Origin of the sequence: Variovorax brevis, assembly GCF_030317105.1 — a bacterium.
GTDB lineage: Bacteria > Pseudomonadota > Gammaproteobacteria > Burkholderiales > Burkholderiaceae_C > Variovorax > Variovorax brevis.
Window position 1 is genome coordinate 229,970 of sequence record NZ_JASZYG010000006.1, and the last position, 13,654, is coordinate 243,623.

Below are 13,654 nucleotides of genomic sequence, written 5' to 3' on the forward strand. Positions count from 1 at the left end.
GGGCTGACATGAGCCGCGAATGTAGCACGGGCTTCGGCTTGAGATCGCAAATGCTTGTAACGCCCGACGGCAAACCACGGCAATCTGCCGTGCCCGCCCCGACCGCGCGCAAGGCGCTCAAGCCGTGCCGCCGACGGTCAGGCCGTCGATGCGCAGCGTCGGCTGGCCCACACCCACGGGAACGCTCTGGCCTTCCTTTCCGCAGGTGCCGACACCGCTGTCGAGCGCCATGTCATCGCCGATCATGGTCACGCGCTTCAACGCATCGGGACCGTTGCCCACGATGGTCGCGCCCTTGACCGGGTACTGGATCTTGCCGTTTTCCACCCAGTAGGCCTCGCTCGCAGAGAACACGAACTTGCCGCTGGTGATGTCGACCTGACCGCCGCCGAAGTTGGTGGCGTACAGGCCCTTCTTGATGCTGGCAACTATTTCCTTGGGGTCCTTGTCGCCGCCGAGCATGTAAGTGTTGGTCATGCGCGGCATCGGCACGTGGGCATAGCTTTCGCGGCGGCCGTTGCCGGTTGGCTTGACCTTCATCAGGCGCGCGTTGAGCGAATCCTGGATGTAGCCCTTGAGAATGCCGTCCTCGATGAGCACGTTGCGCTGGCTGGCGTGGCCTTCGTCGTCGACGTTGAGCGAGCCGCGGCGGTCGGCGATCGTGCCATCGTCGAGCACCGTGACGCCCTTGGCCGCCACGCGCTGGCCGATGCGGCCGGAAAACGCACTCGATCCCTTGCGGTTGAAATCGCCTTCCAAGCCGTGGCCCACCGCTTCGTGCAGCAGGATGCCGGGCCAGCCCGGGCCGAGCACGACCGTCATTTCGCCGGCAGGGGCGGGACGCGATTCGAGATTGACCAATGCAGCATTCACGGCTTGGTCGACATAGCTCGCGATGTGCTCGTCGTCGAAGTAAGCGAGGCCGAAGCGCCCACCGCCACCGCCCGATCCCACTTCGCGGCGGCCGTTCTGCTCGGCGATCACCGTGACCGACAAGCGCACCAGCGGCCGCACATCGGCGGCCAGCGTGCCGTCGGCGCGGGCCACGAGCACCACGTCGTATTCGCTGGCCAGGCCGGCCATGACCTGCGCCACGCGCGGGTCGCGCGAGCGGGCGAGCTTTTCGACTTTTTCGAGCAGCTTGACCTTGGCAGTGCTGTCCAGCGTCGAAATGGGGTCGATGCCACCGTAAAGCGAGCGGCTCGACGCGATCTTGCGCGTTGCCATCTTGGCCTTGCCATTGCGGCCCGCCGACGAAATGGAGCGAACGGTGCGCGCCGCGTCCAGCAAGGAGGCTTCCGAGATGTCGTCGGAATAGGCAAAGGCCGTCTTTTCGCCGCTCACCGCGCGGACACCCACGCCTTGGTCGATGCTGAAGCTGCCCGTCTTGACGATGCCCTCTTCCAGGCTCCAGCCTTCGCTGCGCGTGTACTGGAAGTAAAGGTCGGCATCGTCGACCTTGTGCGCGGTGATTTCCGCGAGCGCCTTGGACAGGTGCGACTCGTCGAGTCCGAAGGGCGTGAGCAGGAGTTGCTGCGCCGTGGCCAGGCGCTCGATGGTGGGTTCGCGAGAGATCATCGGTCCATTGTAGGGACCGCGTCCAATTCGCGCCTAACTCAAGTGATCGGGGCTTTTCGCCGCCATTTTCTTCGCGCGCGAGATCGACATCAGGATGCCCAGCCCCAGCCCCAGCGTCACCATGGCGGTGCCGCCATAGCTGATGAAAGGCAGCGGCACGCCCACCACGGGCAGGATGCCGCTCACCATGCCCATGTTCACGAAGGCGTAGGTAAAAAAGATCATCGTGACCGCGCCGCCGAGCAGGCGCGAGAACAGCGTCGGCGCGTCGATGGCGATGAACAGGCCGCGAATGATCAGGAAAATGAACGAGGTGATGAGGAACAGGTTGCCCGCCAGACCAAATTCCTCGGAATAGGCCGCAAAGATGAAGTCGGTGGTGCGCTCGGGAATGAACTCCAGGTGCGTCTGCGTGCCCTGCATGAAGCCCTTGCCGCCCACGCCGCCCGAACCGATGGCGATCATCCCCTGGATGATGTGAAAGCCCTTGCCCAGCGGGTCCTTGCCCGGATCGAGCAGCGTGCACACGCGCTGCTTCTGGTAGTCGTGCAGGATGCGCCAGTCGAAGCCGTCCGCGCACAGCGTGGATTCATAGCCCACGATCAATGCCACGGCGATGATGCCGAGCACGAAGGGCGGCACGATCAGCTTCCACGGCAAGCCGGCAAAGAAGATTACCGACATGCCCGCCGCCAGCACCAGCAGCGAGGTGCCCAGGTCGGGCTGCTTCATGATGAGGCCCACCGGCACCGCCAGCAGCAGCGTTGCCACAATGAAGTCGAGCGGCCGCAATGCGCCCTCGCGCCGCTGGAACCACCACGCGAGCATGAGCGGCATGGCGATCTTGAGGATTTCGCTGGGCTGGATGACCACGCCCACGTTGATCCAGCGTTTGGCCCCCTTCTTGGTCAGGCCGAACATCGCCACTGCAATGAGCAAGGCCACACCCACGGTGTACAGCGGCACCGCAAAGGCCATGATGCGCTGCGGCGGCACCTGCGCGACCACGAACATGAGAAAGCCCGCGATCAGCATGTTGCGGCCGTGGTCGGCAAAGCGGGTTCCGTGGTCGTAGCCCGAGGAATACATCGTCACCATGCCGGCGCAGGCGAGCAGGAAAACGGCAAAGGCCAGAAAGCCGTCATAGCCCTGGAAAATGGGCGCAATTCGACGCGCGAAAGAAGGCTGGTTGAACACGGCTGACATGGGCCGGAATTATCGGCGCCCTGCTGGCATGCCTTGGAGACATGGGGCGAATTCATGCGTTGCGATGCAGATGTTTCGCGGCCGACTTCACACCAAAGTTCACACATTGCTTGCCAGACCGGGATCGACGTTCCGTTCAAGCCACCATGGCGCGACGCCAACGCGCGATAGCATCGCGTCCATGCCGACCACCCACCTGCTCTACCTCCACGGATTCCGCTCGTCGCCTCACTCCGTGAAGGCCAGGGTCATGGCGGCGCGGATCGCGCAGCAGCATCCTGCGGTGCACTGGTGGTGTCCGCAGCTTCCGCCCTCGCCGCAGGAGGCGATGGCCCTCATCGAAAACGGCATCGCGGACTGGCCGCGCGAGTCGATGGCGGTGGTCGGCTCGTCGCTCGGCGGTTTCTACGCAACCCATGTCGCCGCGCAAACGCAGTGCCGCGCCGTGCTCCTGAACCCCGCCGTGTACCCGGCACGCGACCTGGCGCGCTACATCGGCGACCAGACGCAGTGGCACGACCCCTCGGAGCACTTCTATTTCAAGGCGGAGTACATCGAAGAACTGCGCGCTCTCGAAATCGACACCCTGGCCCGGCCCGAGCGCTGCCTGGCCATCATCGCCAAAGGCGACGAAGTGCTGGATTGGCGCGAAATGACGGCCCGCTACCCCGGCAGCCGGATCGACCTGCTGCCCGCCGGCGATCACGCCCTGTCGGATTTTGAAACGGCCCATCTGGCGCAAGTCATCGAGTTTCTGGACCTCGCCTGAGGCCAAAACGGACCGCCGTCTGGCGCCGGAAACTGGCCGGGCCGCATGTGACAATCGCGGAATGTTTGTATTGTTCGAAGAAGCCGGCAAGTACCTGGGTGGCCGCGTGCTGTCGGAGGCGGAAGCCTCCGCGCAGGTGGAGCTTGAGACCGGCAAAAGGGTCAAGGTCAAGGCAGCCAACATCGTGCTGCGTTTCGAAAAACCCTCGCCTGCCGAGTTGCTTGCCGAGGCGCGAACGCTGGCCGCCGCCATGGACCTCGACCTCGCCTGGGAGTTCGCGCCCGAAGGGGAGTTCGGATTCGGCGATCTCGCCTCCGACTATTTCAGCGCCAAGCCGACGCTGGCGCAGCAGGCCGCCGCCCTGCTCGCCCTGTTCGAGGCGCCGCACTATTTCCGTCGCGCCGGCAAGGGCCGCTTCAAGAAGGCGCCCGAGGAAATCCTGCAGCAGGCGCTGGCCGCCATCGAAAAGAAGAAGCTCGTCCAGGCGCAGATTGCCGAATGGGCCGCGCAGCTGAGCGAGGGCACCTGCCCCGCGCCGGTGCGTGAACAGCTCTACAAGATCCTGTTCAAGCCGGACAAGAACGCCGCCGAATACAAGGCCGTGGTCGAGGCGTCGCGCGCATCGCACCGTCCGCCGCTGGAACTGCTGGAACGCGCGGGCGCCATCGACTCGGCCTACCAGTTCCACTGGCGCCGCTTCCTGTTCGAGAACTTCCCCAAGGGCACCGGCTTTCCGCAACTGGCGGCACCAGCCATCAACGACGCATTGCCGCTCGCCACGGTGCAGGCCTTCTCGATCGACGATTCGCACACCACCGAAATCGACGACGCGCTCTCGGTGCAGGGCCTGGGCACCGGCACGATCACGGTCGGCGTGCACATCGCGGCGCCCGGCCTGGCGCTGACGCCGGGCAGCGCCATCGACCAGGTGGCACGTTCGCGCATGTCGACCGTCTACATGCCGGGCCACAAGATCACGATGCTGCCCGACGATGTCGTGGCGGCGTACACGCTCGAAGAAGGGCGCGATTGCCCCGCCGTGTCGCTCTATGCGCGATTCGACGAAGCCACGCTGGCGCTGCAAGGCACCGAAACGCGCTTGGAGCGCGTGCCGATCAGCGCCAACCTGCGGCACGACAAGCTTGACGCCCACGTCACGCAGCCGTGGTTGGAAGACGCGTCCCACGCCGTCGACGGCGTGCCGGAGCCGGCCGCCAGCCTGCGTGAGCCGCTGTCCTTCCTGTACCGGCTGGCCAAGCACCTCAAGGCGCAGCGCGAAGTGGTGCGCGGCAAGCCCGAGAGCTTCAACCGGCCCGACTACACCTTCCGCCTCGTCGGCAACGACGGCGAGCCCGATGGCAGCGAGCAGGTGCAGATCGGCACGCGCCAACGCGGCGCGCCGCTGGACCTGATCGTGTCTGAAGCCATGATCCTGGCCAACAGCACCTGGGGCGGCTGGCTCGGCGAGCTGGGCGTGCCCGGCCTGTACCGCAGCCAGGCCAGCCTGGCGCCCGGCATCAAGGTGCGCATGGGCACCAAGGCCCTGCCGCACGCGGGCCTGGGCGTGAAGAGCTACGCCTGGAGCACCTCGCCGCTGCGCCGCTACACCGACCTGGTGAACCAGTGGCAGATCATCGCGGCCGCGCGCCACGGCAAGACGGCCGCGCTCGCCGCACCCTTCAAGCCCAAGGACGCGGACCTGTTCTCGATCCTCTCCGGTTTCGACGCGGCCTACAGCACGTACAACGGCTACCAGGGCGCGATGGAGCGCTTCTGGACGCTGAAGTACCTGGCGCAGGAAGGCATCACCGAGCTGGACGCGACCCTGATGAAAGACTTGCCCAATGGCGCCTTGGCGCGCGCCGACTCGTTGCCGCTGGTGTTCGCCGTCACCGGCACGCAGGGCCTGGCGCGTGGCGCGCACGTGCGCGTGCGGCTCGGCGAGATCGATGAGATTTCGCTGGACGTCCACGGCACCGTGATCGAGCGCCTCGACGCCACCCCGGCCGAAGCTGCCGCCGAAGACGACAGCGGCGAAGAGGAAGAAGTCGCCGGCCCCATCGCCATCGCCGTGGACCTGGCGGATGGTGAAGGCAACGAAGCCACCCCCGAGAACGCACCCGCATGAACCTGCGCGACTTCAGCACATTGCAGATTGCGCTGGGCGTCTCGATCCTGGCGCATGCGGCCCTGCTCGCGGTTCGCTTTGCCGATCCGCAAGCCTTCAACCGCGTGTTCGAGGACACGGCGCTGGAAGTCATCCTGGTCAACGCCAAGACCAACGAGAAGCCCGACAAGGCCAAGGCGATTGCGCAGGCCTCGCTCGCCGGCGGCGGCGACCTGGAGCGCGGCCGGGCCACCAGCCCGCTGCCGCCCTCGGCATTCACCGCCGTTGGCGATTCGATCGACGACGCGCAGCGCCAGATCGAATCCATGCAGGCGCAGCAGATGATGATGCTGGCGCAGATCAAGAAGCAGCTCGCCGCCCTCCCCCCACCGGACCCGCGCAATCCGGGCAACCCGGCCGAGCAGTCGGCGCAGGAAGAAAAGCGCAAGCAGCTCGTCGAACTGCTGGCCGAGATCGAGCGCCGCGTGAACGAAGAAAACGCGCGTCCCAAGAAGCGCTACGTGAGCCCCGCCACGCGTGAAGCGGCCTATGCGGTGTACGTCGACTCGCTGCGCCGGCGCATCGAGGCGCGCGGCACCGAACACTTCCCGGAAGCGGCGGGCAAGAAGATGTACGGCGAACTCACCATGCTGGTGACGGTCAATTTTGACGGCAGCGTCCTGGGCACCGAAGTGGTGGAATCTTCGGGCAACACGCTGCTGGACCGGCGTGCGCAAGCCATCGTGCGCAGCATCGGCAACTTCGGCAAATTCACGGATGCGATGCGGCGGCAAACCGACCAGATCGTGCTGCCCTCGCGCTTCAAGTTCACGCGTGACGAAACGCTCGAGGCACAGCAGCTTTCGGCGCGATAAACAACAGAACACAGGGAGACGGGGCCATGGACCTCTATTGCGTGATGGGCCATCCTGTGGAGCACAGCCGCTCGCCCTGGATCCATGCCCGCTTTGCCGAGCTGACAGGCCAGCGCCTCGAATACGGCCGCCGCCTGGTGCCGCTCGATGGCTTCCGCGAAGCTATCGAGGCCTTTCGCGGCGAGACGGCGGGCAGCGCGCGGGGCTGCAACATCACCGTTCCCTTCAAGTTTGAAGCCGCCGAAGCCGCCCAGCACCTGAGCCCGCGCGCCGCGCTGGCGCAGGCGGTGAATTGCCTGTCCTTCCGCGACGATGGCATCCACGGCGACAACACCGATGGCGTGGGGCTGGTCAATGACATCACGCAACATGCAGGCGTTTCGCTGAACGGGCGCGACGTGCTGTTGATCGGCGCCGGCGGCGCGTCGGCCGGCGTGCTCGGACCGCTGCTGGAATCGGGCGCCCACCGCGTGGTGGTGGCCAATCGCACACTGTCCAAGGCCATCTCGTTGGTGCAGCGACACGCGGCGGTGGCGCTGCCGCATCACGCGGACCTGGAAGCGCAGTCGCTGCAGACCGTGCAGGGCAGCTTCGACGTGGTCATCAACGCGTCGGCATCCAGCCTGTCGGGCGGCGAGGTGCCTGTGGCGGCCAGCGTGCTCAAGCCGGGTGCATTGGCCATCGACATGATGTACGGCCCGGCTGCGGCCGGGTTCCTTGCCTGGGCGCGCGGGCATGGCGCCACGCCGCGCGACGGACTGGGCATGCTCATCGAACAGGCGGCCGAGGCCTTCTTCATCTGGCGCGGCGTGCGCCCGCCGTCCGCCCAGGTGCTGGCCGAGTTGCGCGCAATCGTGGGCTGATCGACGAACTCTCCATCGGATGCGGGCCATTTTTCGTTGGGTGCTGTGCCTGTTGCTGGCAGCGATCGCGCTCGAAGTCTTCTTCGTGGCGCGCATCGCGGTCATGGCGGCCATCGACCCGGAGTCGACCGCGTTCCAGCGCTCGGAAGCCTGGCAGATTGCGACGAACGGCCGCGCCAACGGCGACAAGGCGTGGGCGCAACGATGGGTGCCCTACGACCAGATCTCGGACTCGCTCAAGCGTGCCGTGATCGCCAGCGAGGATGGTGAGTTCCTGTATCACCAGGGCGTGGAATGGGAGGCCATCGAAAAGGCCCGTGAACGCAATGCCAAGGCCGAAGAACTTGCCGCACGGCGCGCTGCGCAAGCCGCGCGCACCGGCAAGCCCGTGCGTGCGCCCAAGCTGCGCGGCGGCTCGACCATCACGCAGCAACTCGCGAAGAACCTGCTGCTGTCGGGTGAACGCACCATGGTGCGCAAGGGGCAGGAGCTGGTGTTGGCCACCACGCTCGAACTGCTGCTGAGCAAGCGGCGCATCCTGGAGATCTACCTCAACAACGTCGAATGGGGCGAAGGTGTGTTCGGTGCCGAAGCCGCGGCCCAGCGCTACTTCAGGAAGCCGGCGTCGCGCCTCAATGCAGGCGAGGCGGCGCGCCTTGCCGTCATGCTGCCGAGTCCCAAGTTCTTCGAAGGCCGACCGGGTTCGGCTTATCTCGCGAGCCGCACCGCCACCATCGTGGCGCGAATGCCATCGGCTGACTTACCCTGATCGACGCGTGGGCCTTGGCCCGTATCATCGCGGCCATGCTTGCGAAGATTGTCGGTTGGATATTGTTGGCCCTCGTGCGATTGCTGACCGGCGCACAAGCGAGGTGGTGGGGCTGCCCGCCCAAGGCCGAACGTCGCATCTACTTCGCCAATCACCAGAGCCATCTCGATCTCGTGATGATCTGGGCGGCCTTGCCTGAAGAGCTGCGCAGCATCACGCGGCCGATTGCAGCGCGCGACTATTGGGCCAACACGCCCGTCAAGCGCTGGATCACGACCGAAGTCTTCAACGCGATCTATGTGGAACGCGGTGGCAGTGCGCCGGTGCCCAAGGATCTCGACACGCCGCCGCCGGTGCACGCCGCGCCGAAGGAGCGTATCGACCCGCGTTTCGATGCCGAGGCCTTCGCGCCGGAGGCTGCGATGACGGAGTCGGTGGCGAACGGAACGGCGGTTTCCGGCTCGCCCGCCTTCGCGCCGGCCGAATCCTCTTCCGGTGTCTTCCAGGCTGAACTGCCGCTGTCGGCGCCCGCTGAAAGCATCGAGCCCATCGCCACACCCGGCACCGCCGAGGCGCTGTTGCCCTTGCAGCCCTTGATCGACGCGCTGCAGAGCGGCGACTCGATCATCATCTTTCCCGAAGGCACGCGTGGCCACACGGGCGAGCCGCAGAAGTTCAAGTCGGGCCTGTTCACGCTGGCGCAGATGTTCCCCGAGGTCGTGCTCGTGCCGGCCTGGATCGACAACGTGCAGCGCGTCATGCCCAAGGGAGAAGTGGTGCCCGTGCCCATCCTGTGTTCCGTGACTTTCGGCGCGCCCATCCAGCTGGAAGAAGGCGAAGAGCGGCGGCCTTTCCTCGATCGCGCACGCGAGGCAGTCATCGCGCTGCGGGACGTGTAGGCGCACACCATGAACCAGTACTTGCGCAGCCTCACGCCGACACAGCAGGTCGGCGCCCTCTTTCTCATCGTCTTCGGCTTGCTCGCGCTCGTGAGCTTGAGCACCCTGCTGCTTTCCCTGCGGGAACGCCGCAATCCCATCCATGACGAAGCATGGCAACTGGAGCTCGACCATTCGCGCGCCCTGTCGCGCACCACCTGGTTCATGGTGATCGTGTTCTGGGTCGGCTGGGCGCTGGGGCCGACCGTCGCGACGATCCTGTTCGCGCTGCTGTCCTTCTTTGCCTTGCGCGAGTTCATCACCCTTTCGCCCACGCGGCGCGGTGATCACCGCAGCCTGCTGCTGGCTTTCTTCGTGATCCTGCCGATCCAGTTCTGGCTGGTGGCGACGGCGAAGTTCAATCTCTTCACGGTGTTCATCCCCGTGTACGTGTTCCTCGCGATTCCCGTGGTGAGCGCGCTGGCGGACGACCCGAGCCACTTCCTGGAGCGCAACGCGAAACTGCAGTGGGGCATCATGGTCTGCGTGTACGGCCTGAGCCACGTGCCGGCCCTGTTGCTGCTGGAGTTTCCGGGCTACGAAGGCAAGAGCGCGTTCCTGGTCTTCTACCTGGTGGGTGTGGTGCAGACCTGCATGATCGTGCAGCACCTGCTGGCCCGGCGGATGGACCGCAAGCCTTTCGCGCCCAACGTGAGCCGCAGCTTCAACTGGACGACTTGGGGCATTGGCCTGGCGGTGGCCTGCGTGGTGGGCGCGCTGATCTCGTTCATCACGCCATTCAAGTTTGGCCAGGCCATGGCGATGTCACTGATCGCCTGCGTGTCGGGCTCGATGGGCCATCTGGTGATGAAGGCGCTCAAGCGCGACCGCGGAATTCCGAACTGGGGACGGCGCGGCGTGGGCGTGACCGGTGCCAACGGCTTGCTCGACCGCGTCGACGCGCTGTGCTTCGCGGCGCCGATCTTCTTTCATTCGGTTCGCTGGTACTTCGGGGTTTGAGGCATTCATGAGAATTCTCGGCATCGACCCCGGCCTGCAAACCACCGGCTTCGGCGTGATCGATGCCGATGGCCATGCGTTGAACTACGTGGCCAGCGGCACCATCAGCACCAGGCACATGGTGGGCGGCGAACTCGCGTTGCGGCTGAAGGTGCTGTTTGACGGCATCGGTGAGATTTCCGAGCGCTACCGGCCCGACGCGGCGGCGGTCGAGATCGTTTTTGTGAACGTCAATCCGCAGTCCACGCTGATGCTCGGGCAAGCGCGCGGTGCGTGCCTGACGGCGTTGGTGATGAACAAGCTGAGCGTGGCCGAATACACCGCTCTGCAGATGAAGCAGGCCGTGGCGGGGCACGGCAACGCAGCGAAGGCGCAAGTGCAGGAGATGGTGAAGCGCTTGTTGAATCTGCCCAAACCGCCCGGCGCGGATGCGGCCGACGCGTTGGGCATCGCGATCACGCATGCGCATGTGGGCAAGTCGATGGCGCGCTTGGGGGCGGCGGTGACGCGTGGATCAGGTGGGGGTTACCGCCAAGGCCGCACCCGCTGACCGGATTTTCTCCCTCCCCTCCCGGGGGAGGGCCGGGGTGGGGGCGCTGGGCGGTGGAACTATTGGGGCGATTGAAACGCTGCATGCCCCCATCTCAACCTTCCCCCGGCGGGGGAAGGAGCAAGACCAAGACTCAGGCGACCCGCTCGGCGGCCGATGCGCTGGGCATTGCGATCACGCATGCGCATGTGGGCAAGTCGATGGCGCGCTTGGGGGCGGCGGTGACGCGTGGATCAGGTGGGGGGTTACCGCCAAGGCCGCACCCGCTGACCGGATTTTCTCCCTCCCCTCCCGGGGGAGGGCCGGGGTGGGGGCGCTGGGGGGTGGAAAGTGCTGGAGCGATTGAACCGCTGCCGTGCCCCCATCCCAACCTTCCCCCGAAAGGGGAAGGAGCAAAACCACACGTCAGGCGACGCGTTCGGCGATCAAAACTGCAAAGAACCCAAGCGCCGCCAGCAACGTCCACTTGAGCACAACCCACCCAAATCGCCGGTACCTGACCTGCCCCGTGCCCACATAAAAAACAAAGGACACGCCCGCCACCAGCAACAGCAGCAGGATGGCCCAGCGAAAAAGGAGCATGTGCGGGTGATCGGCCCTACCAGGCCTGTGCCACTTCAGCGAAGCCGCGCGGCGCATCCGCCTCGTCTTCGAAAGTCACGATCTCGTAGGCGTCTGAATGCGCCAGCAGTTCGCGCAACAGCAGGTTGTTCAACGCGTGCCCCGACCGGAAGGCCGTGTACGCCGCAAGCATCGGCTTGCCGATGATGTAGAGGTCGCCCATGGCGTCCAGGATCTTGTGCTTGACGAACTCGTCGTCATAGCGAAGCCCGCCGGCATTGAGGACCTTGGTGTCGTCCATCACGATGGCGTTGTCCAGACCACCGCCCAGCGCCAGCCCTTTGGAACGCATGTATTCGACTTCCTTCGTGAAGCCGAAGGTGCGCGCACGCGCAATGTCGCGGCTGTACGAACCGCTGCCCAGATCGAACTCCACGCGCTGCCCCGTCGAATTCACGACGCGGTGATCGAACTCGATCTGGAACGTGAGCTTGTAGCCGTGAAAGGGCTCCAGCCGCGCCCATTTTTCATTCGCGCCCTCGCCCTCACGCACCTCGACGGGCTTGAGCACCTTGATGAACCGGCGTGGCGCCTTCTGCAGCACGATGCCCGCGCTCTGGAGCAGAAACACGAATGACGACGCCGACCCGTCAAGAATCGGCACCTCGTCCGCCGTGATGTCGATCAGAAGGTTGTCGATCCCCAAGCCGGCACATGCCGACATGATGTGCTCGACCGTCTGCACCTTCGCCCCACCCCGCGAAATCGTCGAGGCCAGCCGCGTATCGGTCACAAACTCCGCTTCCATCGGAATCTCCACCGGCTCCGGCAGATCCACGCGACGAAAGATGATGCCCGTATCCGGCGGCGCCGGACGCAAGGTCAGCTCCACGCGCTGCCCGCTGTGAAGCCCCACGCCCACGGCGCGGCTGATGGATTTGAGGGTTCTCTGTTTCAGCACGGTCCCGATTTTAGGAGCCCGCGCCATCCAGCGCACCCTTTCCCTCGCTATGACCCCCATAGCCCCCCTTTCACACCCCCCAGCCGATTGATGGTGCGAAAAGCGTAGCGAGCGCCCCGAGGTCGCACCGAGCAGCGCAGCCGTACTCTTGTACGGCGAGCAGCACAGGTGCGAGATCGGGGCGCGCAGTAGCTTTGCGCGCCATCAATCATTAGTCAGCTTGGCGGCGGAGGAACGCGGGGATCTCGAAATCGTCCATGCCGCCGGACGACAACGCATCCACCTTGGCCGCAGCCATGGTCCGATTCGTGCGCCAAACGCTAGGCACCGACATGCCGTCGTAGTTCGGCTGGCCGCTGTTCGCCGCCGCCCCCGAAGCCGCGCCCAAAGCCGGCATCACGTACCCCACGTTGTCCGTGCCCGTCTTGCGGATCACTTCCAGCTGCGGCGCACGGTTCGCGCTTTGGCGCGACAGCCCGGTGGCCACCACGGTCACGCGCATTTCATCGCCCAGCGTTTCGTCGTAAGCCGCGCCATAGATGACGTGTGCATCCGGCGACGCATAAGCGCGAATGGTGTTCATCGCCAGCTTCGATTCGCTCAGCTTCAGCGAGCCCTTCGATGCCGTCACCAGCACCAGCACGCCCTTGGCGCCCGACAGGTCGATGCCTTCCAGCAGCGGGCAGGCCACGGCCTGCTCAGCCGCAATGCGCGCGCGGTCCGGGCCGTTGGCCGCAGCCGTGCCCATCATCGCCTTGCCTGGCTCGCCCATGACGGTGCGCACGTCTTCGAAGTCGACGTTCACGCCGCCGTACTCGTTGATGATTTCCGAGATGCCGCCGACGGCATTCTTCAGCACGTCGTTGGCGTGCGCGAACGCTTCATCCTGCGTGACGTCTTCACCCAGCACGTCGAGCAGCTTTTCATTGAGCACCACGATCAGCGAATCGACATTCGCTTCCAGTTCGGCCAGGCCCTGGTCCGCGTTGGTCATGCGACGGCCGCCTTCCCAGTCGAAAGGCTTGGTCACCACGCCCACCGTGAGGATGCCCATTTCCTTGGCCACGCGCGCGATCACCGGTGCCGCACCGGTGCCCGTGCCACCGCCCATGCCGGCCGTGATGAACAGCATGTGCGCGCCGTTGATGGACGCGCGGATTTCATCGACGGCGGCTTCGGCGGCATCGCGGCCCTTCTCCGGCTTGCTGCCGGCGCCCAGGCCACTGGTGCCCAGCTGGATCACCTTGTGCGCATTGCTGCGCGTCAAGGCTTGCGCGTCCGTGTTGGCACACACGAACTGAACGCCCTGCACCCCGCGTTCGATCATGTGGGCCACAGCGTTGCCGCCACCGCCACCGACACCGATCACCTTGATCTGCGTGCCTTGATTGAATTCTTCGACTTCGATCATTTCGATGCTCATCTGTAACTCCTTGAATTTGCAGTTGCCGTTATTGCTGTGAATCAATTGCTTTTTGTTGCTCTACTACTACTTCCGAACCGAACCCGGTTGACCA

The 13,654-nt window shown here is 65.3% G+C and carries 13 protein-coding genes; 8 read left to right on the top strand and 5 right to left on the bottom strand.

What is annotated here, in order from left to right:
- Window positions 1–117 precede the first annotated feature (117 nt).
- Together tldD and rodA are read right to left on the bottom strand one after the other, a co-directional pair.
- On the bottom strand, window positions 118–1,578 hold the full coding sequence (gene tldD / locus QTI66_RS20605; protein WP_286561720.1) for a metalloprotease TldD: 1,461 nt from the start codon (window positions 1,576–1,578) through the stop codon (window positions 118–120).
- Between the two features lie 33 nt (window positions 1,579–1,611).
- Window positions 1,612–2,784 (bottom strand): rod shape-determining protein RodA, encoded by a 1,173-nt coding sequence (gene rodA / locus QTI66_RS20610; protein ID WP_286561721.1) that lies wholly within the window; start codon window positions 2,782–2,784, stop codon window positions 1,612–1,614.
- 181 nt (window positions 2,785–2,965) lie between these two features.
- Between rodA and QTI66_RS20615 the strand changes: the two genes are divergently transcribed.
- From QTI66_RS20615 to ruvC, 8 genes are all read left to right on the top strand, one after another.
- Complete coding sequence (locus tag QTI66_RS20615) at window positions 2,966–3,553, top strand: YqiA/YcfP family alpha/beta fold hydrolase (RefSeq protein ID WP_286561722.1); 588 nt, start codon at window positions 2,966–2,968, stop codon at window positions 3,551–3,553.
- A gap of 61 nt (window positions 3,554–3,614) precedes the next feature.
- A complete protein-coding gene (locus QTI66_RS20620) occupies window positions 3,615–5,681 on the top strand; it encodes a ribonuclease catalytic domain-containing protein (protein WP_286561723.1) in 2,067 nt (688 codons plus the stop codon).
- Window positions 5,678–6,535, top strand: a complete 858-nt coding sequence (locus QTI66_RS20625) for an energy transducer TonB (protein WP_286561724.1) — start codon at window positions 5,678–5,680, stop codon at window positions 6,533–6,535. The genes QTI66_RS20620 and QTI66_RS20625 overlap by 4 nt, the downstream gene beginning before the upstream one ends.
- A 26-nt stretch (window positions 6,536–6,561) precedes the next feature.
- Window positions 6,562–7,398, top strand: coding sequence for a shikimate dehydrogenase (aroE, locus tag QTI66_RS20630; RefSeq protein WP_286561725.1), 837 nt, complete (start codon window positions 6,562–6,564; stop codon window positions 7,396–7,398).
- Between the two features lie 19 nt (window positions 7,399–7,417).
- Window positions 7,418–8,167 (top strand): transglycosylase domain-containing protein, encoded by a 750-nt coding sequence (locus QTI66_RS20635; protein WP_286561726.1) that lies wholly within the window; start codon window positions 7,418–7,420, stop codon window positions 8,165–8,167.
- 35 nt (window positions 8,168–8,202) lie between these two features.
- Window positions 8,203–9,066: a lysophospholipid acyltransferase family protein gene (locus QTI66_RS20640; protein WP_286561986.1), complete on the top strand. Its 864-nt coding sequence runs from the start codon at window positions 8,203–8,205 to the stop codon at window positions 9,064–9,066.
- 9 nt (window positions 9,067–9,075) lie between these two features.
- Window positions 9,076–10,065, top strand: coding sequence for a phosphatidate cytidylyltransferase (locus QTI66_RS20645; RefSeq protein WP_286561727.1), 990 nt, complete (start codon window positions 9,076–9,078; stop codon window positions 10,063–10,065).
- Window positions 10,066–10,072: 7 nt separating this feature from the next.
- Window positions 10,073–10,615 (top strand): crossover junction endodeoxyribonuclease RuvC, encoded by a 543-nt coding sequence (gene ruvC, locus QTI66_RS20650; protein WP_286561728.1) that lies wholly within the window; start codon window positions 10,073–10,075, stop codon window positions 10,613–10,615.
- A 405-nt stretch (window positions 10,616–11,020) separates the two neighbouring features.
- On the opposite strand, the gene QTI66_RS20655 is transcribed toward ruvC, so the two are convergent.
- The 3 genes from QTI66_RS20655 to ftsZ form a co-directional block, all read right to left on the bottom strand.
- The gene (locus QTI66_RS20655) at window positions 11,021–11,197 is read right to left on the bottom strand and encodes a hypothetical protein (protein ID WP_286561729.1); all 177 of its coding nucleotides are present in this window, start codon (window positions 11,195–11,197) and stop codon (window positions 11,021–11,023) included.
- Between the two features lie 16 nt (window positions 11,198–11,213).
- Complete coding sequence (gene lpxC, locus QTI66_RS20660) at window positions 11,214–12,137, bottom strand: UDP-3-O-acyl-N-acetylglucosamine deacetylase (protein WP_286561730.1); 924 nt, start codon at window positions 12,135–12,137, stop codon at window positions 11,214–11,216.
- 211 nt (window positions 12,138–12,348) lie between these two features.
- Window positions 12,349–13,560 (bottom strand): cell division protein FtsZ, encoded by a 1,212-nt coding sequence (gene ftsZ, locus QTI66_RS20665; RefSeq protein ID WP_286561731.1) that lies wholly within the window; start codon window positions 13,558–13,560, stop codon window positions 12,349–12,351.
- Window positions 13,561–13,654 lie beyond the last annotated feature (94 nt).